The sequence below is a fragment of the Streptomyces fractus genome, assembly GCF_049844455.1.
GTDB classification, from domain to species: Bacteria; Actinomycetota; Actinomycetes; order Streptomycetales; family Streptomycetaceae; genus Streptomyces; species Streptomyces fractus.
This window is the reverse complement of sequence record NZ_JBMYHI010000002.1, coordinates 8,251,224-8,273,563: the sequence shown is the minus strand read 5'-3', so window position 1 is coordinate 8,273,563 and position 22,340 is coordinate 8,251,224. Positions and strand designations below refer to the sequence as shown.

Sequence of the window (22,340 nt, the reverse complement as noted above, 5' to 3'; positions counted from 1 at the left end):
CCCCGCACTGCCCCGTCCCCACCGCACAAGGACAATGATGTCTGCTGAACTGATATCCATAGGCGCCCTGTTGGTGATGTTCGTGGTCGGCACCGTGCTGCCGATCAACCTGGGCATCCTCGCCTTCGTCGCGACCTTCGTGGTCGGAACCGCCTCGCTCGGCCTCACACAGGAGCAGATCTTCGAGGGGTTCCCGGTGGATCTCTTCGTGACGATCGTCGGGGTCACCTACCTGTTCTCCGTCGCCCGCCGCAACGGCACCATCGACTGGCTCGTCACCGCGGGCGTGCGGCTGGTGCGCGGGAAGGTTGCGCTCATTCCGTGGGTGCTGTTCCTGGTCACGGCGCTGCTGACGGCCTTCGGCACGTTCACCCCGGCCGCGGTCGCGCTCCTCGTTCCGATCGGCATGAACTTCGCCCACCGCTACAGGCTGAACCCGCTGGTCGTCGGCATGATGGTGGTCAGTGGCGGACATGCGGGGGCGTTCTCGCCGCTCGCCGTGTCCGGGGCGCTGGTCCTGGGAGTCGTCGACAAGACCGCGCTGCACGTGTCGCCCGTGGCCCTGTTCACGGCCAGTTTCGTGATCAACCTGGTGCTGTCGGCGGTGACCTACGCCCTCCTCTCCAAGCGCCCCGCCCCGCTGACCGGGGACGCCGAAGCACCCGAGGACGAGGGCCCGGCCGTCTCCGGCGTGCCGGACTGGCGCCAGTGGCTCACCCTCGGGGCACTGGTCGCCCTCGTCGTCGGCGCGCTCGGCTTCCATCTGGAGATCGGGCTCCTCGCCCTCGCGGCGGGAGCGCTGCTCGCCCTGGTGGACATGAAGCGGCAGGAGAAGGCCGTGGACGGGATCAGCTGGCACACGACGCTGCTGGTCGCGGGCATGATGACGTACATCGCCATGCTACAGAAGGCCGGCGTCATCGAGGAGATCTCCGAACACGCGGCGAAACTGGGCGCTCCGCTGCTCGTCGCACTGCTGCTCTGCTTCACCGTGGCCATCACCTCGGCCTTCGCGTCCTCCACGGCGATCATCACCGCGATCATCCCGATCGCCGTCCCCCTGCTGCTGTCCAGCCACCTCAACGCGGCCGGCCTGATCGCCGCGCTCTCCGTCTCGGCGACGATCGTGGACGTGTCCCCCTTCTCCACGAACGGCGCCCTGGTCCTGAGCAACGCCCGCGGAGTCGACGCCCGCCGCTTCTACCGCCAGGTCATCAGCTACACGGGCGGCATCGTGGCCCTCGGCCCCGTGGTCGCGTGGGGCGCGCTGGTGCTGCCCTGGTCGTAGCTCGCAGCCGGCTTGAACGAGCTGCGTCGGGTACGGGTTCCGGCCGATACGGCGGGTGTTGGTACGGCGTCGCCGGGACTGCCGCACGTCTGTTGAGCGCCGGACCGCATTGCCCGCTCTGTCGGTGAACGCATTGCGGGGCTGCCGCGTCACAGGGGCACAGGAGCCGGACAGGGGCCCGGGTGTCGTCCAGGAGGTCACATGAGTCTCGGCGCAGTTCACTCCGGAAGGCTGACGGCGGGTGTCTTACTGTCCGTCATGGGGCTTGTCACCGCGGTCGGTTGCGGTGGCGAGATGGTGGTCGGGGAGAACAGGGCCGCGCTCCCCGAGCGGCCCCGGCAGGTGGCCGGCGTCTGGGACGGTTCGTCGGCGGCCGCCGCGTGGCGGGCGGGTTACCACCCCACCGGGGAGGCGGTCGAGCTGCCGCGCGGCGGCCTGCACGGCGGCGCCGACCAACGGGCGTACAAGGAAGGGAACTTCAGGGTGCGGGGCGCGTTGCCCGGCACCGGGCCGAAACACGGCGAGGTGACCTGGGCGGCGGGCGAGTCCGTCACGCGTCCGCTGGTGGGGGCGAAGGAAGCGTACGGAGGTCTGGCGGTTCCGCGCGGCGACCGCGACGGGGAGTCGCAACTTACCGTTACGGGTGTGGAGTTGGGCCGGATGCGGCTGGCGACCAGTCGGGGGCCGGCATCGGTTCCCGCGTGGGTCTTCACGCTCGACGGGTACGCCTCCCCGCTCAAGCGGGCCGCCGCCGTCCCGTCGAAGACTCCCCGGTCTCCCGTCGGACCGGCCCACGATCTCCCAGGCTTCCCGCTCGACCGTCTGCTCAAGGTTTCCGCCGACGGGCGCTCGGTGACCGTCGTCGCGATGCACGGTGTCTGCGACGACGGTCCGACCGTGGACGTACTGGAGACCCGCGACAGCGTCGTGTTGACCGCCTCCGTCACCGGCCGGGACCGCGACCGCGTCTGCACGGCGCAGGGAAAACTGGAACGGGTCGAGGTGCCACTGCGCAAGCCCCTGGGCGACCGTGTACTGCTCGACGCACACTCGGGGAGGCCGGTTCCCTACCGGGGGACGAACGGGCTCGCCCCCTGATCAGGCGGCCGCCCGACCCCCCAGGGCCGCGACCTCGCGGACGGCCTCCGCGATGGCACGGTGGTCCTTCTTCAGGATCGCCCCATGGTTGCTGGCGACCTTGGCGTGGATCTCGATGTGGGCGTTGCGGGCGGTCACTTCGGCGAGACCGGCACGGATGCGCTCCTGTTCGTCGCCGCGACTGCCGAGGGACGAGCCCGAGGCCAGCACGTAGCGCGTCGGGACGGTGATGGCGTCGAGCACGGCACCCAGTTCGCTCTTGCCGCCGAGCCGGCCCAGTTCGATGTTGCTCTCGGCCATCTGCGCGGCCGACATCCGCGGCAACAGGCCCGTCGGGCGGACCAGCGGCGCGAACAGGGCGACGCGCCGGAACATCGTCCGGATCCGCGCCTCCATGGCCTCGTCCAGCCAGTCGTAGGGCTGCGCGCCGTCGACCAGGACCGCGCCGATGGTGCGTCGCGGGTTGCGGCTCGCCCAGTGCGCGCCGACGTACGCGCCGTAGGACCAGCCCACGATCAGCGCCCGGTCGACGCCCCTGGCGGCGAGGACAGCGTCGACGTCGCGGACGGCGGCCTCGAAGGAGTAGTCGGCCGAGCGCCCCGACTTCCTGCCGCGGGCCCGCTCGTCGTAGGTGATGTGCCGCCACTGCGGGCCGAGGTCCGCGAGGACACGGCGCCAGTAACCCTGCGTGGCGAACTGGCCGTTGAGGTACACGACCGGGGTTCCGGGGCCGCCGGAGTCGGTGACGGCCAGGGCGGTGTCGTCGACCGGGACCATGCCGGTCCACGGGGCGGCGGCCGAGGGTGCGGTGCGGTTCGTCATGACATCCCCTGGTTCGGGTCGGATCGGGCCGGTGGGTCGGGCGGGTGGTACGCGCGGGGCCCGCGGTCAGTGGGCGGGCCCCGCGTCGAGGTGGGCGGTCACGCGGTGGCGCCGGGTCACAGGCTGCGCGCGGTGATGTCCCCGTGGCCGGTCGTCGCGTGGATGGTGAGCTGGGCCTTCGCGCCTTCGGCGTTCATCAGCGAGTTGTGGACCCGGCCGTGACCGGTGCCCGCGTCGAGGGTGGCGGAGACACCATGGGCGGCGTCGACCGTCACATCGCCCATCTGCGTGTTCAGTTCGAGCGCGCCCGACGTGGCCTCGTCGATACGGATGTCCCCCTTCTGCACCTTGATCTCCGCGGGGCCGGTCAGCCGGCTGACCGTGACATCACCGGCGTAGGAGGAAAGCCGCACGCCCGCGGCCTCGTCGATCTTCACGGGGCCGTGCGCGCCCTCGCAGGCGAGCTCGCCGAGCCGTCCGACGCCGCGGAACTCGACGGCGGCCGACACGGTCTCGACGCCGGATCCGGACGGCAGTTGGACCGTCACCTCGATGACGCCGGACGCTCCGAGGAGCTGGTTCTTCTCGGCCGGCGCGGCGACCCGAAGGACACCGTCGGCGAACTCGACGGTGGTCTGCTCGGCGGCCTTCACGTCGCGCTTCTTCGACGGGTCGGCGGGGCGGACCTCGACGGTGGTGTCGGCGCGGTCGGCGGCGATGACCTGCACGCGCCCGGCGGGGAGGCGCAGGACGGCGGAGATGGCGGCGGGGGTGTCGAACTTCTGCATCGTGCTCTCCTTGGACTGTGGTTGATTCGCTGTTTCGCTGTCTCGTTGCTTCGGTGTCTCGCTGTTTCCGATGAGTGAAAAGCTACGTTGCGTTTCTTGATCAATCAACGCCCTTGTTGCACAACTAAGGCTTTACAGCAGGCCAGCGCGGCAATTTCGTTGCAACGGATATGGATCTAACGCAACAGAACGCACGGTTCCGTTGCATTGGGGTGACGGTGAACGCTACGCTGGCACGGTCGGGTCCATGAAGAAGACGGAGAGGTGCTCGCGATGCCGGGAGGCCGACTCACCCAGCAGGAACGGCAGCAGATCTCGCTCGGGCTGGCCGACGGGCTCGCCTACGCCGAGATCGCCCGCCGCCTGGAGCGCCCCACCTCGACCATCACCCGCGAGGTGATGCGCAACGGCGGCCCCACCTCCTACCGCGCCGACCTCGCCCACCGCGCCACCGAACGCCGCGCCCACCGCCGCAAGCAGGCCACCCCGCGACAACCGGCGCGCGCTTCCGGGCGGGACGACGAGGCGGTGCGCGAGTACGAGGAGACGTTCACGACGCTGCTCATGCAACAGGGCCTGCCCAAGATGTCGGCGCGCGTACTGACATGCCTGTTCACCAGCGACGCGGGAAGCGTCACCGCGCCCGAACTGGTGCAGCGCCTGGACGTCAGCCCGGCGTCCGTCTCCAAGTCGATGGCGTTCCTCGAGGAGCAGGGGCTCATCCGGCGCGAGCGGGACGCCGGGCGCCGCGAGCGCTATCTCGTCGACGACGACGTCTGGTACCAGTCGACGATCGCGAGCGCCCGCGGCACCGCGCAGGTCGCCGAGGTGGCACGGCAGGGCGTCGGGATCCTCGGCCGTGACTCCGCGGCCGCGGCGCGGCTCGAGAACATCGCCCGCTTCAGCGAGTTCATGAGCGAGAGCATGCTCCGCGCCGCCGACCAGGTGCGCGAGATCCTGCACACGAAGCCGGAGACGGGCCAGGACGATACGCCGCCGGAGAGGTGACCTGCGGGGTTACCGTGATCAGCCGTCCTCGCCCACGCGAACAGGAGCACAGGTGCAGAAGACGCAGCCCACCAAAATCGAGTACATCGGCGCCGACGAGCTGACAAAGCTGCTGCCGCCCCGCGAGGCGGTCGCCGCGATCCGTGAAGCACTCATCGGGGGCCTCGACCCGGGCACCGCGGGCCCGCCCCGCTCGATCCTCGAACTCCCCGGTGGCCAGGGTCAGTTGCTCGCCATGCCGTCCGCGTCGGAGTTCGGTGTCGGGGTGAAGGCGATCTCGGCCGTCCCCGCCAACGCCGACCGCGGCCTGCCCCGCATCCAGGGCGTCCACCTCGTCTTCCGCCCGCCGTCGTACGCACCCGCCGCGGTCGTCGACGGCGCGGCGCTCACCACGCTGCGCACGCCCGCGGTGTCGGTCGCCGCGGTGCTGCCGCTGCTGACCCGGCCGGGGCGGCGGTGGCGGGTCGTGGTGTTCGGAGCGGGACCTCAAGGTGCAGGCCACGTACGGACGTTGCGCGATGTCGGTGCCGAACTGACCGACGTCACCTACGTCGTACGGGACCCTTCACGGGTGGACCCCGCTCTGGTCGGTGACGACCGAGTGGTCGCGGCGACCGACGCCGAGACCTGGATGCGACGCGCCGACCTCGTGGTGTGCGCCACGCCCGCCACCACTCCCCTCTTCGACTCGGCCCAACTCCCCGACACCGCCGTCGTGTTGGCCGTCGGTTCGCACGACCCCGACTCCCGCGAGGTCGACTCGGCGCTGGTGTCCCGCGCCCAGGTCATCGTGGAGGACCCGGACACGGCGTTGCGGGAGTGCGGCGACATCGTGATCCCTGTGGCGGAGGGCGTGTTGCCGGCCGCGCGGCTGATCCCCATGGCGGATGTCGTGCGCGGCACGCGCGAACTCGCCGCGGATCGACCGGTGTTGTTCAAGGGCTCGGGCATGGCATGGCAGGACGCGGTCGTCGCGGACGCGGCGGTGCGTGCCTCGGCCGACGGCGTCAGCCCCGCCCGTCGAACTTGAGGTCTCCTCTCGTCACCGTACGGATGTGGTCACTGGCGAGCATGTCGTGCGGATAGCCGAGCGCGATGGCGCTCGTGTCGTCGAGGCGGGCGAGGTGGGCGGCGGTGAGGTCGACGTCCAGGGCGCCGAGGTTGTCCTCCAGTTGATCGGGGGTGCGGGCGCCGATGATCGGTGCCGTCACCGCGGGGTTCCGCAGTGTCCAGGCGAGGGCGATCTGGGCGGGTGTGCGGCCCAGGTCGCCCGCCACCTCCCGCACCGCGTCGGCGATGGCGAGATTGCGTTCGGTGAGCGTGCCGAGCGCGAGGTTGAAGCTCCTGCGGGTGCCGTCGGCCCGCGCCGGGCGGAGGTCGGCGCGGCCGTACTTGCCGGTGAGGACCCCGCCGCCGAGGGGCGAGTAGGGGATCACGCCGAGGCCCAGTTCGCGTGCCATGGGGATCAGGTCGCGCTCGCCGCCGCGCTCGATCAGGTTGTACTCGATCTGGAGCGCGACCAGCGGCGACCATCCCCGCAGATCGGCCATGGTCTGCATGCGCGCCACCTGCCAGGCAGGGGTGCTGCAGATGGCCACGTAAAGGATCTTGCCCTGTCGGACGAGATCGTCCAGTGCGCGCAGCGTCTCCTCGACGGGTGTCGTGGCGTCCCATACGTGGAGGTAGAGCACGTCGATGCGGTCCGTGTCGAGGCGGCGCAGGCTCTCCTCCACCGAGGCGAACAGGTTCTTGCGGTGGCTGCCGCCCGAGTTCGGGTCGCCGGGCCTGCGCAGCGTCGTGTACTTCGTCGCCAGCACCAGGCTGTCGCGCCGGTCGCGGGCGAAGGCGCCCAGCAGGCGCTCGGAGCTGCCGTCGGTGTACGTGTCGGCGGTGTCGACGAAGTTCCCGCCGCGCTCGACGTACAGGTCGAACAGCTTGCGCGCCTCGTCCCGCTCGGCGCCCCAGCCCCATTCGGTGCCGAAGGTCGCGGTGCCGAGCGCCAGCGGGGAGACGCGCAGCCCGGAGCGGCCGAGCAGCCGGTAGGTGTCGAGGGTGAGAGTCATGGTGTGTGTGGTTCTCCTGTACTCGTGTGTGTGCGGGGGTACACGGGGGTATTCGGGTGTGTCCGTGTGTGTTCGTGTTCTGCTGACACGAGCCAGGTTCCGCCCGGCGCCCGTCGCGCATAAGGGAAGGCCGATCCTGGGAACGCCGGTCCCACCCTCGTTGTTGCAGCAACCATGACGACGCACACCGTGGACACCGCGCAGGAGCTGGCCGCCTTCCTGCGCACCCGGCGCGAGCGGCTGGACCCGCTCGCGCTTGGCCTGCCGCCCCGGCGGCAGACCCGCCGGACGCCGGGGCTGCGCCGCGAAGAGGTCGCCGAGCTGGCCGGGCTCAGCGTCGACTACGTGGTGCGCCTCGAACAGGCCCGCGGGCTTCGGCCCTCCGCGGACGTCGTGGAGGCGCTCGCCCGCGCGCTGCGTCTGGCCCCCGTCGAGCGCGCCTACCTCTTCGACCTGGCCCAGCAGCGCCCGCGCGGCGCCGCCGAGCCGTCCGCCACCGCGGCGCCTTCCCTGGCCCGCCTCGTGAGTGACCTGTCGCCGCTGCCGGCGATGCTCCTGAACCACCGGTACGACATCCTGGCCTGGAACCGCGAAATGGCGGACGTGCTCCTGGACTTCGACACCCTGCCGCCTGCTCGCCGCAACGCGATGTGGCTGTGCCTGATGCATCCGCGGATCCGCGAGTTCTACGTCGACCGGGACCGGGTCCTGCGGGAAGGGGTCGCGCACCTGCGTTCCGCGTGGGCCGCGCACCCCGAGGACCGGGCCCTGAGCGACCTCATCGCCGAGTTCCTCGCCGGGGACGAGACGTTCGCGCGCCTGTGGGCCGAGCGGGACATCCAGGTGAGTGGTCGCGGGCGCAAGGCGATACGGCATCCTGACGTGGGCGTGATCACCGTGCAGTACGAGGTGCTCATGCCCGTGCAGGACCCTGACCAGCGCTTGCTGATCTTCCGTCCGGCTGACGAGGACAGCCGGACGGCACTGGACCGGTTGCGCGGCAATTCGTAGTTCGTAGGAAGGCACGTTTTGATCACTCTGGAAGACGTCGAGTCGGCGGCCCTGCGCATCGGCGGGCGCGTGCGGCGCACCCCGCTCGTGGAGGTGGCTCCGCAGGAACTCGCGCCTGCGGCCGGGCGGGCCTGGCTCAAGCTCGAACTGTTGCAGCACACCGGCTCGTTCAAGGCCCGCGGTGCCTTCAACCACCTGATCACGGCGGCGGACCGGGGCCGGCTGACCGGCGCCGGGGTGGTCGCCGCTTCCGGTGGCAACGCGGGGCTCGCCTTCGCGTACGCCGCCGCCGAACTGGGCGCCCGCGCCCAGGTGTTCGTGCCCGAGACGGCGCCCGCCGTGAAGGTGGCGAGGCTGCGCGAGCTCGGGGCCGACGTCGTGCAGGTGGGCGTGAAGTACAACGACGCCTATGAGGCGGCGACCAAGCGGGCCGCCGATTCCGGCGCCCTGTTCTGTCACGCCTACGACCAGGCCGCGGTGTGCGCGGGGCAGGGCACGATCGGCCTCGAACTTTGGGAGCAGACCGCGGGCGAGCTGGACACCGTGCTGGTCGCCGTCGGCGGCGGCGGGCTCATGGCCGGGGTGGCGACCGCCCTCGCGGGCCGGGCGAAGGTCGTCGCCGTCGAGCCGGAGAACGCGCCGACGCTGCACGCGGCGCTCGCCTCGGACGGCCCGGTGACCGTGCCCGTCTCGGGCGTCGCCGCGGATTCGCTCGGCGCGAGCCGGGTCGGCGACATCGCCTTCGAGGCCGCCCGCAGCGCCGGGGTCGAGTCGGTCCTCGTGACCGACGACGCCATCGTGCGGGCGCGCCGCGCGGTCTGGGAGCAGTACCGGGTGGTCGTCGAGCACGGGACGGCCGCCGCCGCGGCGGCCCTGCTCTCGGGCGTCTACCGGCCCGCGCCGGGCGAGCGGGTCGCCGTGCTTCTGTGCGGGGCGAACACCGACCCCTCGGACCTTTGATCGAGACGCCGGGTGATCCAGACACCGAGTGATCGAGGAGGCACCGGTTGGTCGAGGTCGAGACACCGGGTGACCGAAGAGGCGCCCCGGTTGGTCGAGACACCAGGTGATCGAAGAGGCGCCGGTGAATCGAGAAGACACCAGAAGACACCAGGAGGCACCGGTTAATCGAGGAGACACCGGGGCCGCCCGCGCCTACCGTCGACCCCATGGCTGACGCATGCTTCGCGCACCCCCGGCTCGCCGCGATCTACGATCCCCTCGACCCCGACCGCGGCGATCTCGACGCCTATCTCGGGATCGCGAAGGAGTTCGGGGCGCGCCGCGTGCTCGACATCGGGTGCGGCACAGGGGTCTTCGCGCTCCTCCTGGCGGACCTGGGGTGCGAGGTCGTCGGGATCGACCCCGCCCCCGCGTCCCTCGACGTCGCCCGCGGCAAGCCGGGCGGCGAGCGGGTGCGGTGGATCGACGGTGACGCCACGACCCTCCCGCCGCTCCGGGTCGACCTCGCGACCATGACGGCGAACGTCGCCCAGGCCATCGCCGACCCGCAGGCGTGGGAGGGCACCCTGCGGGGCGCCTACGACGCGCTGCGCCCCGGCGGGCACCTCGTCTTCGAGACCCGCGATCCGGCCCGCCGCGCCTGGGAGCGGTGGACCCGTGACCACACCCACCAGGTGACGGACGTCCCCGGTGTCGGACCGGTCGAGAAGTGGGTGCAACTGACCGACGTGGACGGCCCGTTGGTGACGTTCCGGCAGACCTATGTGTTCGTCGCGGACGGGCGCACGCTGACCTCGGACTCGACGCTGCGTTTCCGTGACCGGGAGGAGGTCGAGCGCGACCTGCTCGCGCACGGCTACGTGGTGCAGGACGTCCGCGAGGCGCCCGACCGCCCGGGAAGGGAGTTCGTCCTCGTGGCCCGGCGCCCGCTCCCGTGACCGGATCAGCTCGGCGGTGTGTACCGGCCGTCGACGGCCGTCCAGCCGCCGTCCACGAACAGTTGACTGCCCGTCACGAACGATGAGGCGTCGGAGGCCAAGTAGACGACCGCGCCCGCCAGTTCGTCGGGGCGGGACCAGCGGCCCAGGGCGCTCTTGGAGGCGTACGCGTCGGACCACTCCGGTACCGCGCGGATCTGCTCGGTCAGCGGGGTCGACACGACGCCCGGGGCGATGGTGTTCACGCGCACGCCGGACGGGCCCAGTTCGGCCGCCGCCGTGCGCGCGAGCTGGACGAGGCCCGCCTTGGTCGCCGCGTACACGCCCTGGCCCGGCTCCACGGTCACGGCGCGGATCGAGCTGAAGCCGATGATGCTGCCCCGGCCACGCTCCGCCATGCCGCGGCCGAACGCCCGCACCAGGTCGAAGGAGGCGCGCAGGTTGAGCGATACGACCCGGTCGAACTCCGCCGACGTGTAGTCGAGGAGCCGCTTGCGGACGTTGGTCGCGGCGGTGAAGACGAGGACGTCGACCGGGCCGAGGGCCTCGGCCGCGCGCGTCACCGCGTCGGTGTCCAGGACGTCCAGGGCGTACGCCGACATGCCGGGGGCCAGGGAGGCCGACTCCTCGGCCGCCTTCAGGTCGCGGTCCGCGCACACCACGTCCGCGCCGTGCGCGGCCAGCGCCAGGGCGCTCTCCCGGCCGATGCCGCCGCCTCCGCCCACCACGACCGCCTTGCGACCGTCGAGGCGGAACAGGCCCGCGTAGTCCGTGGGTTGGGTCGGTTCCTGCGTCGTCACGGTGTCACCGGTCCTTCGTCGTCGTCGGGCTTCGTCGTCGGGCGGATCACTGCCATACGGGTCACCGTCAGTTCGTCGATCGCGAACCTCGGCCCCTCGCGGCCCGCCCCCGAGTCCTTCACGCCGCCGTACGGCATGGTGTCGGAGCGGAAGCCGGGGACGTCGTTGACGACCACGCCGCCCACCTCCAGTCGTTCCACCGCAGCGAACCCCGTGTCGAGGGACGTGGTGTAGACGCTCGCGTGGAGCCCGTAGCGCGAGTCGTTGGCCAGGGCGAAGGCCGCGTCCATGTCCGGGACCGAGCGCAGGCACACCACCGGGCCGAAGACCTCCTCGCTCCAGACGGGCAGCGCGGGGTCCGGGTCGAGGAGGAGCACCGGCCGGATGACGCCGTTCTCGATGTCACCGCCCGCGGCCGCCACCGCGCCCGACTTCACCGCTTCCTCGACCCACGTGTGGACGCGGTGTGTCGAGCCCTCGTCGATGAGGGCCGAGACACGTGTCGCCGGGTCCCTCGGGTCACCCGTCACGATCTCCGGGACGCGTTCTGCCAGGCGGGCCACGAACTCCTCGCGCACCGCCTCCTCCACGATGACGCGCTGCACGCTGATGCAGGCCTGCCCGGACGCGTAGTAGCCGCCGCGTACGACGGCGTCCGCCGCGGCGTCGAGGTCGGCGTCGGCGGCCACCAACAGGGCGGCGTTGGAGCCGAGTTCGAGGAGCACCTTGGTGGGGGCGGCGTCGCGCGCGATGCGGTGGCCGACGGCCGCGGAGCCGGTGAAGGAGACCGCGCCGATCCGGCGGTCCGTGGTGAGCGCCTCCCCCACCTCGGGGCCACCGGTGACCAGTTGCACCGCCGCCCGCGGCGCCCCGGCCTCGTACAGCGCCTCGCGCAGCAGGTGGACCAGCCACAGCGTGGCCAGCGGTGTCTGCGGGGCCGGCTTGGCGATGACGGGGCAGCCGGCCGCGATCGACGGGGCGAGCTTGTGCGCGGCGAGCAGCAGCGGGTAGTTGAACCCGGCGATGCCGACGACGACGCCGATCGGCTTGCGCGTCCAGAAGCCGAGCAGTCCCTCGCCCGAGGGCAGCAGGTCGAGCGGCACGGTCTCGCCGTGCAGCCGGGCCACTTCCTCGGCGGACGTGCGCAGGGTCAGGAGCGTGCGGTCCACTTCGACCCGGCAGTCGACGAGGGGCTTTCCCGTCTCCAGGACGAGGAGGTGTTCGAGGTCGGCGCGGCGGGCGGCGAGCGCGTCGTGTGTCGCGAGGAGGGCCGAACCGCGAGTGTGCGAGGGGAGTCGGCCGACCTGTGCGCGGACCGCGACCGCCTCGTCCAGCGCGCGGCGGGCCAGGGTCGTGTCGCCGACGGGCGCGCGGCCGATGACCGACCCGTCGTACGGGAAGCGCACGTCGTCGCTCGCGGGCGCCGCGAGCCAGGTGTCGCCGACGGGCAGGCCCTCGGGGATCTCCGTCGTCAACGGGCTTGTGGTCGCCGCCTGTTCGGGGTGTGCGTTCACGCGCGCTGCTCCTGGTTGAGGTCGGCCGCCGTCAACCCTGCCAGTGCCTTCTCCAGCGTGGGCACGGCGGCGATCAGCCTGCGGGTGTACGGGTGCTGGGGGTTCTCGTAGAGCTCCTCGGTGGGTCCGCTCTCGACGATCTCGCCCGCCTGCATGACGGCGACGCGGTCGCACACATGCCGCACGACGGACAGGTCGTGGGAGACGAAGACGAGGGTGAGGTTCAGCTCGTCGACGAGGTCGGCGATGAGGTTGAGGACCTGGGCGCGCACCGACACGTCGAGGGCGCTGACCGGCTCGTCCGCGACGATGATGTTCGGGCGCGGGGCGAGGGCGCGGGCGATGGAGACGCGCTGGCGCTGGCCGCCGGAGAACTGGTGCGGGTAGCGCCGGGCGGCGTCGGCGCCCAGGCCCACGGATTCGAGGAGTTCGGCCACCCGCTCCTTGCGGTTGCCGATGCCCTGCGCGACGAGCGGTTCCGCGACGATGTCGCCGACCTTCATCCGCGGGTCGAGCGAGCTCATCGGGTCCTGGAAGACGAGTTGGAGGCGCTCGCGGACGAAGCGGAGCTTCCGTTCCCGCAGCCGGGTGATGTCGCGGCCCTCGACCTCGACGGTGCCGCTCGTCGGCTTGTCGAGCCCCGCCAGGATGCGCAGCAGCGTCGACTTTCCGCAGCCCGACTCCCCCACGATGCCGAAGCGTTGGCCAGGCGGGACGGAGAAGCTGACGCCGCGCAGCGCGTGCACGGGCTCGACGGGCGTACGCAGTGAGGCGCGCGGCCGGTGGTAGTCGCGGGTGACGTCGGTGACGCGGAGGGCGTCCGGGCCCGTCTGCCGTTCAGCCACGGCCGGCCTCCTGGTGGTCGGGGGTGTCGGTGTCGCGTACGCCGCCGTGGCCCCTCGGCACCGGGTGGAAGCACGCGTACCCGGCGTCGGGGCCCGTCGGCGTCCACGTGGGGAGGGTCGCGCACAGGTCTGTGGCCTTGGCGCACCGGTTGCGGAAGACGCATCCGGCGGGGAAGGCGCCGGCGGGCGGCACCGAACCGCCGATGGTGGCGAGGCGGCCGCGTTCGTCGACGGCCGTCAGGTCGGACGCGGCAATGAGGCCCTGCGTGTAGCGGTGCCTCGGGCGTGTGAACACCTCGCGGACGGGGCCGGATTCGACGATCCGGCCGCCGTACATCACCATGACGCGTTCGCAGGCGGTGGCGACCACGGCGAGGTCGTGCGTGATGAACAGGAGCGCCGATCCACGGTCCTTGACACCGCGCACGATGAGGTCGAGGACGCGGGCCTGCACGGTGACGTCGAGCGCGGTGGTGGGTTCGTCGCAGACCAGCAGGGCGGGGTCGTTGGCGAGGGCGATGGCCAGGACGACGCGCTGGCGCTGGCCGCCGGAGAACTGGTGCGGGTAGGCGCGCGCGGCGGCCGCCGGGTCGGGAAGGCCCACCTGGTCGAGGAGTTCGACGGCGGCGGCCCGCGCGGAGGCGCGGTCGGGCCGGGTGCGGTGGACGAGGAGGACCTCGGCGATCTGCCGGCCGATCCGCATCGTGGGGTTCAGGGCGGTCATGGGCTCCTGGAACACCATCGCCATGTCCTTGCCCCGTACGCGGGACATCCGTGCCTCGTCCGCTCCGAGCAGGTCGTGGTCGACCCCGGCGAGCCGCACGGAGCCCGTGGCGCGCAGCCCTTCGGGGAGCAGCCCCATGAGGCTCAGCGAGGTGAGCGACTTGCCGGAGCCGGATTCGCCGATGAGGCCGACGCGTTCACCGGAGCGGATGGTGAAGCCGACGTCCTGGACGAGCGGCCCGCCGTCGCCGGTGGTCACGTCGAGGCCGCGGACTGTCAGCACGTCGTCCGGCGGCGTCTTCGCTGCGGCGGTCATCGGCGGCTCTCCATCTTGGGGTCGAAGCGGTCGCGCAGCCCGTCGCCGAGCAGGTTGAATCCGAGGACGGCCACCGCGATCGCGAGGCCGGGGAAGACGGCGAGCCGGGGCGCCGTGCCGAGCAGTTCCTGGCTCTCCTGGAGCATCCGGCCCCAGGACGGGGTGGGCGGCGGGGTGCCGAAGCCGAGGAAGGACAGCGCGGCCTCGGCGAGCACGGCGATGGCGAAGCCGACCGAGGCCTGCACGATGACGAGGCTGCTGACGTTGGGCAGTACGTGCCGCAGCGCGATGGCGAGCGGCCTGCGCCCGGCGGCGCGCGCCGCCATCACGTACTCCGTGCCCATCACCTGGAGGGTGCCGCCGCGGATCAGGCGGGCGAAGCCGGGGATGGAGGCGATGCCGATGGCGACCATCGCGACGCCCGTCCCCGCGCCGTAGACGGCGGCGAACATGATGGCGAGGAGGAGGGCGGGGAACGCGAGGATCAGGTCATTGCCGCGCATGAGGAGTTCGCCGGTCCAGCGCGAGCCCATCCCGGCGAGGATGCCGAGCGGGACCCCGATGACCGCGGCGACGCCGACCGCGACCAGGCCGACGTAGAGCGTCGTCCGCGAGCCGATCATGATCTGGCTGAAGACGTCGCGCCCGAACTTGTCGGTGCCGAACCAGTACTCGGCGGACGGCCGCTGCATCCGCACGGCGGGGTCCACGAGCGTCGGGTCGTGGGGTGTCCAGATGAAGGACAGCAGTGCCACGGCGACCACGAGCGCGACGACGGTCCCGCCGACGAGGAGGGAGCCGGGCAGCGGCCTGCGGCGGCGCCGGACGGCCGCACGTTCCGTCTCCGTGCCCGCGAGATCTGGAGCAGTCATCAGCCACGCACCCTGAGTCGGGGATCGATCAGCAGATAGGCCAGGTCGACGAGGAAGTTCACGAGCAGCACCGCCGCCGCGATGATCATGACGACGTCCTGCACCACGATGAGGTCCCGGCCGGCGACGCCGTCGAGCAGCATGCTGCCGAGGCCGGGGATCACGAAGACCCGCTCGATGACGACGGCGCCCACGAGGAGCGTCGCCAGTTGCAGCGCCAGGACGGTGACGACGGGCACCGACGCGTTGCGCAGTCCGTGTCGCACCAGTGCCTTCATCGGGCGCAGTCCCTTGGCGCGGGCGGTGCGCAGGTAGTCCTCGCGCAGCACGTCGAGCACGGAGCTGCGGACGTAGCGGGTGAGGACGGCGGCCTGTACGAGGCCGAGGGAGAGCGCGGGCATGAGGAGTTGTTTGAGGAAGAGCACGGGGTCGTCGTCGGGTGGTGTCCAGCCGTTCGCCGGGAGCCAGCCGAGGCCCACCGCGAACACGGTGATCATGAGGATGCCCGCGAGGAACGCCGGTACGGCGACGCCGACTTGGGACAGCGCGGAGAGCACGAGCCCGGACGGCTTGCGGTGCCGCACCGCCATCAGCGTGCCCAGCGGTACCGCCACGATGCAGGCGATCACCATGCCGGTGCCGACGAGCCACAGGGTGACGAGGAGCCGGTCGGCGAGCTGCGGTCCGATGGGCGTGTGGGAGATGTACGAGTCGCCGAGGTGGAAGGTGACCAGGTCGTGCAGCCAGCTCGCGTACTGGTCGACGAGGGGGCGGTCGAGGCCGAACTGCTCGCGCAGTTGGGAGACCGCGGAGTCGGACGCGCCGGTACCGAGGGCGACGCGCGCGGGGTCTCCCGGCAGCACCGCCATGAACGCGAACACCACGACGGAGCTCACGAACAGGCTCGCCACCAGGATCGCGATCCGCTGCGCCAGACGGACGATCATCGGTTCAGGCCGCCTTTCATGAGCCGTCGGGCCGGTCGGCCTGGTCGGACTTGTCGGAGGAACCGGATGCGCCGGACCGGCTCAGGCCGGTGAGGTCGAGGGATTCGGTGACGCTGTTGACCGGCAGGCCCGTGATGTCGGCGTCCGCCACCATGAGGTTCGGCAGCAGGAACAGCCAGTCGGCGGCGGCGTCCTTCGACAGCAGCCGTGCGGCAGCGCGCATGTTCGCGATCTGCTCCTTCTGGCTGCCGGTGTCCGCCTTCGCGAGGAGGTCGCGGAACGCGGGGTTGTCGTAGCGGGTGTAGTAGTTCTTGTCGCCGAACACGGCGGGCATGTCGCGTGGTTCGACGTGGGACATGATCGTCATGTCGTAGTCCGCGTTCTTGAAGACCGTGGACAGCCAGGCGGCGGGGAACTCCAGCTGACTCAACTCGACCTTGAATCCGGCCTGTTCGAGCTGGCTCTTGACGACGGTGCCGCAGGCGGCGGCGTACGGAAGGGTCGGGATCCGCAGCCGAAGTGTGTGCCCGGCCTCGCCCGACTCCTTGAGGAGCCTGCGCGCCTTGTCCCGGTCGTACGGGTACAGGCCGGTGAGGTCCTGGTACCAGGGGTCGGTCGGCGGCACCATGCTGCCGATGAGCTTGCCGCGCCCGCCCCAGCAGGTGTCGACGAGGGCCTGGTGGTCGATGGCGTACCGGACGGCCTGCCGGGCCTTCTTGTTCTTCATGGGGCCCGACCCGTTGTTCAGCGAGAGCATCACCTCGCCGTTGGTCGAGCCCTCGATGACGCGGTACTTGGGGTTGTTCTCGAAGCGGTAGAGGGAGTCCGGTGACTGCATCGCGCCGATGACATCGATGGTGCCCGTGAGCAGCGCGTTGTTCATCGCCGTCGGGTCCTTGAAGTACTTGAGCGTGACCGTGTCGAAGTGCGGGGCCGGTCCCCAGTAGTCGGGGCGGCGGGCGAGGGTGAGGGAGTCGCCGCGGTTCCACTTCTTCAGTTCGTACGGGCCGGTGCCGACGGGGTCGGTGGCCAGCTTGTCGACGCCGGTGCGGCTGAACATCGCGCCCGTACGCGTGGTCATCCGGTACAGCCAGTCGTTGCTGGGCCGCTTGAGTGTCACCTTCAACTCGTCGCGGGAGACGGCCTTCACGTGGTCCACGACGCTCATCTGGGCCTTGAGCGCGACGGTCCACTTGGGGACGACGCGCTCGATGGAGAACTTGGCGTCCTCGGCGGTGAACGGTGCGCCGTTGCTGAACCTGGCGTCCTTGGTGAGGTGGAAGGTGTACGTCCTGCGGTCCTTCGACAGCTCCCACGACCTGGCGAGCGAGGGCCGGATCTTCCCGTGCTGGTCGAGCTTCACCAGGTTCTCGTAGACGTTGTAGAGCAGCGCCTGGGGGATGGCGGCGCCGTCGGTCTTCGTGAAGTCGAGGTTGGCGGGTTCGGCGGTGACACCGATGGTGAGGGAGTCGCCGGGGCCTTCGGGGCGGGAGCCGGCGGCGGTGGATCCGGCGGAGCAGCCCGCCGCCAGGAGGCAGCAGGCCAGCAGGGCGGCGACCGCGCGGACGGGTCGACCGCGTCGTCGGTCCTTGCTCATGCACGACACCTTCCGCCGTAACTGGCCTGACCAGTAAGCTCACTTGACAGGTACGGTGTCGACTGAAGCGGTACCTGTCAAGAGGAGAGGGTGCGGATGCTCACCGAACAGAACCTGGCCACCATGTCCGCCGTCGAGATGACCGCCCGCTTCGCGGATCGCACGGTGTCTCCGGTCGAGGTGCACGACGCCGTGCAGTCGGTGATCGAGGCGCGCGAGGGTGTGCTCAACGCGTTCTGGGTGCGGGACCCCGCCGAGTCCCGCAAGGCGGCAGCGGCGAGCGAGGCCCGTTGGGCGGCCGGGGAGCCGCTGGGGCCGATCGACGGCGTGCCGGTGACCCTCAAGGAGAACATCGCCCGCAGAGGCGTCCCGATGCCTTCGGGGAACGCGGGGGTGGAGCCGGTCGTCCCCGACCGGGACGCGCCGATCACCGAACGGGTCCTGGAATCGGGCGGGCCGGTCCTCGGCTCGACCGTCATGCCCGACTGGGGCATGCTCTCCTCCGGTGTCTCCAGCCTGCACGGCATCACCCGCAGCCCGTGGAACCCGGCCTTGACGACGGGCGGTTCGAGTTCCGGGGCGGGCGCGGCGGCCGCGGGCGGGTACGGGCCGCTGCACGTCGGCTCGGACATCGGCGGCTCGATCCGGCTTCCGGGCACGTGGCTGGGGCTCGCCACCCTCAAGCCGAGCGACGGCCGGGTCCCCCTGGACACCCCGTACTTGGGGCGCGCGGCGGGGCCGATGGCGCGCACGGTCGCGGACCTCGCCCTGTTCATGCGGGTCCTGAGCAGGCCCGACCCGCGGGACTGGACGAGCCTGCCGCCGCAGGACATCGACTGGTCGCAACTCGGCGGTGAGGTACGCCGGTTGCGGGTCGGCCTGCACCTGGACGCGGGCTGCGGAGGCCCGCGCGATCCGGAGGTCGTGGAGGCGGTCCGCCGGGCGGCGGGCGTCTTCGAGGCGGCGGGGGCGACGGTCGAGCCGGTGGAGCCGTTCATGTCGCAGGAACTCCTGGACGACCTGGACCTGTTCTGGCGGGTGCGCTCCTGGAACGACCTGCGCAAGCTGTCGCCGGAGGCCGCGCTCCGCGTCCACCCGTACATCATGGGCTGGTGCCGCGAGGGGGCCGACGTGCCCGGCACCCGGGTGCTCCAGTGCTACCAGCAGGTCATGCGGATCCAGTCGCGGACCGTGGCGGCGACGCTCCCCTACGACATCGTGCTCTCGCCGGTGGCCCCGGTGTCGGCGTTCGCGGCGGAGCAGCCGATGCCGTTCATGGAACCGGGCCGGACCATGTCGCACATCGGCTTCACCGCCCCGTACAACATGTCGGGGCAGCCCGCCGCGACGGTCAACTGCGCCTTCACGGCGGACGGCCGGCCCATCGGCGTACAGATCTCGGGCCGCCGCTTCGACGACCCGGGGGTCCTGCGGGCGGCGGCCTGGTACGAGCGGAACCGGCCGGCGCAGGCAGTCCCGCGGTGGCCGGACGGCATCGCCCTCGGGAGCGAGCAGGGAGAGGCACCGTGACGGCGGACGGGGCCCGGTTCCAACAGGTCGCGCCGGTACGGCTGTACCAGCGGATCGTCGAGCAGATCGAGCAGGCCATCGCCTCCGGCGACCTGAAGCCGGGCGGACGGCTGCCCAGCGAGCGGGAGTTGGTGAACCAGTTCGGCGCGAGCCGTCCCACGGTTCGTGAGGCGCTGCGCGTCCTGGAGAGCAGTGGCCTGATCCGCTCCCGTCCCGGCGATCCGCACGGTCCTGAGATCCTGCCGTTCAGCACGGCGGGACTCGCCAAGGAAATGAGCCGCCTGGCCCGCTTCGACACCATCTCGATGGCCGAGCTGATCTCGTTCCGCATGATCCTCGACGGCTCGGCCAGTCAGCTCGCGGCGCGCCTGCGCACGGACGACGAACTGTCCGCGATGGAGGAGACGGTGAGGGCGATGACGCAGGCCATCGAGGCGGGCTACGAGGAGTTCAGCAGGGCGGACGTGGCGTTCCACGAGGTGGTGGCCCGGGCCAGCCGCAACGCGCTGATAGAGGTCTCCAACCAGGTCGTCCGCGGAGCGGTCCTCACCCTCATCGCCGACAAGGTCGCCCACGCGGACAACCGCGAGGCCCTCATGCGCACATCGCTCCGCCACCACCAGGAGGTACTGGCCGCCATCCGCACCCGCGACGGCCTGGCGGCGTCCCGCATCTCACGCCGCACGTTGTACGACTACTACGCGGGGTATGTGGCGGAGGAGGAACGGGGGCCGTTGCTGGCGCTCGTGGAGGGGGAGGAAAACTGATCGCGGTCGTCGGTGTCGGGGTGGTCGGGGCCTGCGTCGGGTGGAATCTCGCGCGGCTCGGGGCCCGTGTGGTCCTCGTCGATGCCGGGGAGCCCGGCGGCGGGGTCAGCAACTGGTCGTTCTCCTGGGCCAATGCCAGCAACAAGACGGTGACCAGGGCCTACTTCGACCTCAACGTCGCGGGCATGGCGGCCCACCGCGAACTGGCCGAGGTCATCGGGCCGGACCCGTGGTGGCATCCCACCGGGCATCTGCGCTGGGCGGACGAGGCCGCGGCGGAGGCGAAGCTGCTGAAGACCGGTGAGCTACTGGACAGTTGGGGCTACGCCGTCGAGGTGTGCACGGGTGCCGAGGTGCGACGGCGTTTCGAGCCCGCGGTCATGGTTCCCGACGACGCGCGGGTGCTGTTCTACTCCGACGAAGGCTGGGTGCACGCGCGGCGGCTCGTCGGACGGCTGGTCGAGGAGGCCGTCGCGGCCGGCGCCGAGGTACGGGCCGGCACCGCCGTCCGTGACGTACGCACCGGAGCGGACGGAGGCGTGCGGGCGCTCGCCCTCTCCGACGGCAGCACGCTCGAGGTCGACGCCGTCGTGAACGCGGCAGGACCCGACGCCTCCCACGTCGCCGGTCGCGTCGGGCGGCGCCTGCCGATGCGACGGGAGCCCGGCGCCGTCACCCGGCTCGACTGCGCCGAGGTACCGGTGCGACGCGCCATGCACACACCGCACATCGAGATCCGCCCCGACGGCGACGCGTCCGTGGTGCTCCACAGCCGCGAGATCGACGCACTCACCGACGCCGACGAAGGCCCCAGGGATCCGAACGAACTCGGGCGGCTGCTGCACGCCTCGGCGCGGCACGTCGTGCCCGCACTCGGCGCCGCCCGCATCGCCCGGACCCGTGTCGTCAACAGGCCCGTCCCCGCCGACGGTTTCCCCTCCGTAGGAGCCGTCCCGGCCGTGCCGGGCTACTACGAGGCCGTCACCCACAGCGGCATCACGCTCGGCCCCGTCATCGGCCGCCTGCTCGCCCCGGAGATCCTGGGCGGGAGCGGCGACGAGCTGCTCGCGGATTTCCGGCCCACACGGTTCCCCGTGTGAACAAGACGGCGGGGCGGGGACAGCGCGCCACGCCGTCGGCGGCGGAACGACCCGCGAACGACCCTGGTGCTCTGGTGTTTTCCCGGCCGCGGATGGTCAGTGTAGGGAACGGAAAGATGATCACTGGCCGCACGGAGGAGAGGCTGCACCATGGACGCCTATGTCATGACTGGCCGTCATGAGGAACTGCGGGCGGAGGTGCGGTCGTTCGCCGAGGAGAAGATCGCGCCACGCATCGCCGACATGGAGGCCTCCCGGGCCGTCGAGTTCGAGCTGGCACGGCTCATCGCACGATAGGGGTGGATCGGCGTCACCATCGACCCCGAGTTCGGCGGGATGGGCCTCGGGCATCTCGCGAAGACCATCGTCATCGAGGAACTCTCGCGGGTCAGCGGGGCCATGGGCGCGATGGCTCAGGCCTCCCAGCTGGGCGTCGCGAAGATCATCCACTTCGGGAACGAGGCTCAGCAGCGGGCATGGCTGCCGCGGATAGCCGCCGGCGACTGTCTCCCGACGATCGCGGTGACCGAGCCCGAGGCCGGCGGCCACGTCCTCGGCATGGAGTCGACCGCACACCGCGACGGCGACGACTACATCCTCAACGGCCGCAAGGTGTACGTCGGCAACAGTCACGTAGGTGACCTGCACGGCGTCGTGGTGCGCACCGGCGAGGGCTCGCGCGGCCTCTCCGCGTTCCTGGTCGAGTCCGACCGCCCCGGCTTCAGCCTCGCCCCGCACACTCCGGCGATGGGCCTGCACGGCTTCAGCTTCGGCGAGCTGCGGTTCGACAACTGCCGTGTCCCCGCGGCCAACCTGCTCAGCGGCGAGGGCCGCGGCCTGGACGTCGCGTACTCCTCCAGCATTCTCTACGGGCGCCCGAACCTGACCGCCGTGTCGCTCGGCATCCACCAGGCGATCGTCGAGGAGACGGTCCGCTTCCTGAATGAACGCGAGCGTTACGGCAAACCGCTCAGTGCCCAGCCGAACGTGCGCCAGAAGCTGGGCATGATGCAGTCGGGCCTGATGACCGCCCGGCTCCTCGCCTACAACGCCGCGCACCTGCTGGACAGCGGCGCGCCGTGCGACGCGGAGCTGATGAACGCCAAGTACGTGGGCGTGGAGTCGGCGATCACCGCGGGGCGCACCGCGATGGAGATCCACGCGGCGGCGGGCCTGTTCCCCGACCGGCCGATCGAACGCTTCGTCCGGGACGCCATGCACATCTACTCCCCGGCGGGCACCTCCGACATCCAGGTGCTGCGCCTCGCCGAGGTCGCCCTGGGCACCTCCCGCAGCCGCTGGTCCGAGCAGCTCGCCCGGCCCGACCGGCCCGTCGGCGCCGGGGCGTAG

General features: G+C 71.5%; 20 protein-coding genes and 1 pseudogene. 11 read left to right on the top strand and 10 right to left on the bottom strand.

What is annotated here, in order from left to right; genetic code table 11:
• Window positions 1-37 precede the first annotated feature (37 nt).
• Both ACP4E5_RS39635 and ACP4E5_RS39630 read left to right on the top strand, forming a co-directional pair.
• On the top strand, window positions 38-1,288 hold the full coding sequence (locus ACP4E5_RS39635; protein WP_425837985.1) for an SLC13 family permease: 1,251 nt from the start codon (window positions 38-40) through the stop codon (window positions 1,286-1,288).
• A gap of 258 nt (window positions 1,289-1,546) precedes the next feature.
• A complete protein-coding gene (locus ACP4E5_RS39630; RefSeq protein WP_425837982.1) occupies window positions 1,547-2,386 on the top strand; it encodes a hypothetical protein in 840 nt (279 codons plus the stop codon).
• Here ACP4E5_RS39630 and ACP4E5_RS39625 read toward each other — a convergent pair whose 3' ends face one another.
• The gene (locus ACP4E5_RS39625; protein WP_425837979.1) at window positions 2,387-3,208 is read right to left on the bottom strand and encodes an alpha/beta fold hydrolase; all 822 of its coding nucleotides are present in this window, start codon (window positions 3,206-3,208) and stop codon (window positions 2,387-2,389) included.
• 116 nt (window positions 3,209-3,324) lie between these two features.
• On the bottom strand, window positions 3,325-3,996 hold the full coding sequence (locus ACP4E5_RS39620) for a DUF4097 family beta strand repeat-containing protein (RefSeq protein WP_425837976.1): 672 nt from the start codon (window positions 3,994-3,996) through the stop codon (window positions 3,325-3,327).
• Window positions 3,997-4,269: 273 nt separating this feature from the next.
• Here ACP4E5_RS39620 and ACP4E5_RS39615 point away from each other — a divergent pair, with 273 nt between their 5' ends.
• Together ACP4E5_RS39615 and ACP4E5_RS39610 are read left to right on the top strand one after the other, a co-directional pair.
• Complete coding sequence (locus tag ACP4E5_RS39615) at window positions 4,270-5,004, top strand: GbsR/MarR family transcriptional regulator (protein ID WP_425837974.1); 735 nt, start codon at window positions 4,270-4,272, stop codon at window positions 5,002-5,004.
• A 52-nt stretch (window positions 5,005-5,056) separates the two neighbouring features.
• Window positions 5,057-6,034 (top strand): ornithine cyclodeaminase family protein, encoded by a 978-nt coding sequence (locus ACP4E5_RS39610; RefSeq protein WP_425837971.1) that lies wholly within the window; start codon window positions 5,057-5,059, stop codon window positions 6,032-6,034.
• On the opposite strand, the gene ACP4E5_RS39605 is transcribed toward ACP4E5_RS39610, so the two are convergent.
• On the bottom strand, window positions 6,012-7,067 hold the full coding sequence (locus ACP4E5_RS39605; protein WP_425837969.1) for an aldo/keto reductase: 1,056 nt from the start codon (window positions 7,065-7,067) through the stop codon (window positions 6,012-6,014). The two genes, ACP4E5_RS39610 and ACP4E5_RS39605, sit on opposite strands and share 23 nt — an antisense overlap.
• A 174-nt stretch (window positions 7,068-7,241) precedes the next feature.
• On the opposite strand from ACP4E5_RS39605, the gene ACP4E5_RS39600 reads away from it, so the two are divergent.
• From ACP4E5_RS39600 to ACP4E5_RS39590, 3 genes are all read left to right on the top strand, one after another.
• The gene (locus ACP4E5_RS39600; protein ID WP_425837966.1) at window positions 7,242-8,078 is read left to right on the top strand and encodes a helix-turn-helix transcriptional regulator; all 837 of its coding nucleotides are present in this window, start codon (window positions 7,242-7,244) and stop codon (window positions 8,076-8,078) included.
• Window positions 8,079-8,096: 18 nt separating this feature from the next.
• Entirely contained in the window at window positions 8,097-9,038 is a 942-nt protein-coding gene (locus ACP4E5_RS39595) for a threonine/serine dehydratase (protein ID WP_425837963.1), read from the top strand.
• Window positions 9,039-9,247: 209 nt separating this feature from the next.
• On the top strand, window positions 9,248-9,979 hold the full coding sequence (locus tag ACP4E5_RS39590) for a class I SAM-dependent methyltransferase (protein WP_425837960.1): 732 nt from the start codon (window positions 9,248-9,250) through the stop codon (window positions 9,977-9,979).
• 5 nt (window positions 9,980-9,984) lie between these two features.
• Here the strand turns inward: ACP4E5_RS39590 and ACP4E5_RS39585 are convergent, their stop codons facing one another.
• Genes ACP4E5_RS39585 through ACP4E5_RS39555 form a run of 7 tightly spaced genes read right to left on the bottom strand, consistent with a single transcriptional unit; the run spans window position 9,985 to window position 17,593 of the window.
• Window positions 9,985-10,779, bottom strand: a complete 795-nt coding sequence (locus tag ACP4E5_RS39585) for an SDR family NAD(P)-dependent oxidoreductase (RefSeq protein ID WP_425837957.1) — start codon at window positions 10,777-10,779, stop codon at window positions 9,985-9,987.
• Window positions 10,776-12,293, bottom strand: a complete 1,518-nt coding sequence (locus tag ACP4E5_RS39580; RefSeq protein ID WP_425837954.1) for an aldehyde dehydrogenase family protein — start codon at window positions 12,291-12,293, stop codon at window positions 10,776-10,778. Before ACP4E5_RS39580 ends, ACP4E5_RS39585 begins: the two co-directional genes overlap by 4 nt.
• The gene (locus ACP4E5_RS39575; RefSeq protein ID WP_425837951.1) at window positions 12,290-13,138 is read right to left on the bottom strand and encodes an ATP-binding cassette domain-containing protein; all 849 of its coding nucleotides are present in this window, start codon (window positions 13,136-13,138) and stop codon (window positions 12,290-12,292) included. The genes ACP4E5_RS39580 and ACP4E5_RS39575 overlap by 4 nt, the downstream gene beginning before the upstream one ends.
• The gene (locus tag ACP4E5_RS39570; protein ID WP_425837948.1) at window positions 13,131-14,177 is read right to left on the bottom strand and encodes an ABC transporter ATP-binding protein; all 1,047 of its coding nucleotides are present in this window, start codon (window positions 14,175-14,177) and stop codon (window positions 13,131-13,133) included. Before ACP4E5_RS39570 ends, ACP4E5_RS39575 begins: the two co-directional genes overlap by 8 nt.
• Window positions 14,174-15,049: an ABC transporter permease gene (locus tag ACP4E5_RS39565; protein ID WP_425837945.1), complete on the bottom strand. Its 876-nt coding sequence runs from the start codon at window positions 15,047-15,049 to the stop codon at window positions 14,174-14,176. The genes ACP4E5_RS39570 and ACP4E5_RS39565 overlap by 4 nt, the downstream gene beginning before the upstream one ends.
• Entirely contained in the window at window positions 15,049-15,996 is a 948-nt protein-coding gene (locus ACP4E5_RS39560) for an ABC transporter permease (protein WP_425837943.1), read from the bottom strand. Before ACP4E5_RS39560 ends, ACP4E5_RS39565 begins: the two co-directional genes overlap by 1 nt.
• Before the next feature lie 16 nt (window positions 15,997-16,012).
• Complete coding sequence (locus ACP4E5_RS39555; RefSeq protein WP_425837940.1) at window positions 16,013-17,593, bottom strand: ABC transporter substrate-binding protein; 1,581 nt, start codon at window positions 17,591-17,593, stop codon at window positions 16,013-16,015.
• 96 nt (window positions 17,594-17,689) lie between these two features.
• Here ACP4E5_RS39555 and ACP4E5_RS39550 point away from each other — a divergent pair, with 96 nt between their 5' ends.
• From ACP4E5_RS39550 to ACP4E5_RS39535, 4 genes and pseudogenes are all read left to right on the top strand, one after another.
• A complete protein-coding gene (locus tag ACP4E5_RS39550; RefSeq protein ID WP_425837937.1) occupies window positions 17,690-19,123 on the top strand; it encodes an amidase in 1,434 nt (477 codons plus the stop codon).
• Window positions 19,120-19,890, top strand: coding sequence for a FadR/GntR family transcriptional regulator (locus ACP4E5_RS39545; protein WP_425837934.1), 771 nt, complete (start codon window positions 19,120-19,122; stop codon window positions 19,888-19,890). Before ACP4E5_RS39550 ends, ACP4E5_RS39545 begins: the two co-directional genes overlap by 4 nt.
• Window positions 19,887-20,990, top strand: coding sequence for an NAD(P)/FAD-dependent oxidoreductase (locus ACP4E5_RS39540; RefSeq protein ID WP_425841989.1), 1,104 nt, complete (start codon window positions 19,887-19,889; stop codon window positions 20,988-20,990). The genes ACP4E5_RS39545 and ACP4E5_RS39540 overlap by 4 nt, the downstream gene beginning before the upstream one ends.
• A gap of 150 nt (window positions 20,991-21,140) precedes the next feature.
• Window positions 21,141-22,340 (top strand): annotated as a pseudogene (locus ACP4E5_RS39535) (acyl-CoA dehydrogenase family protein).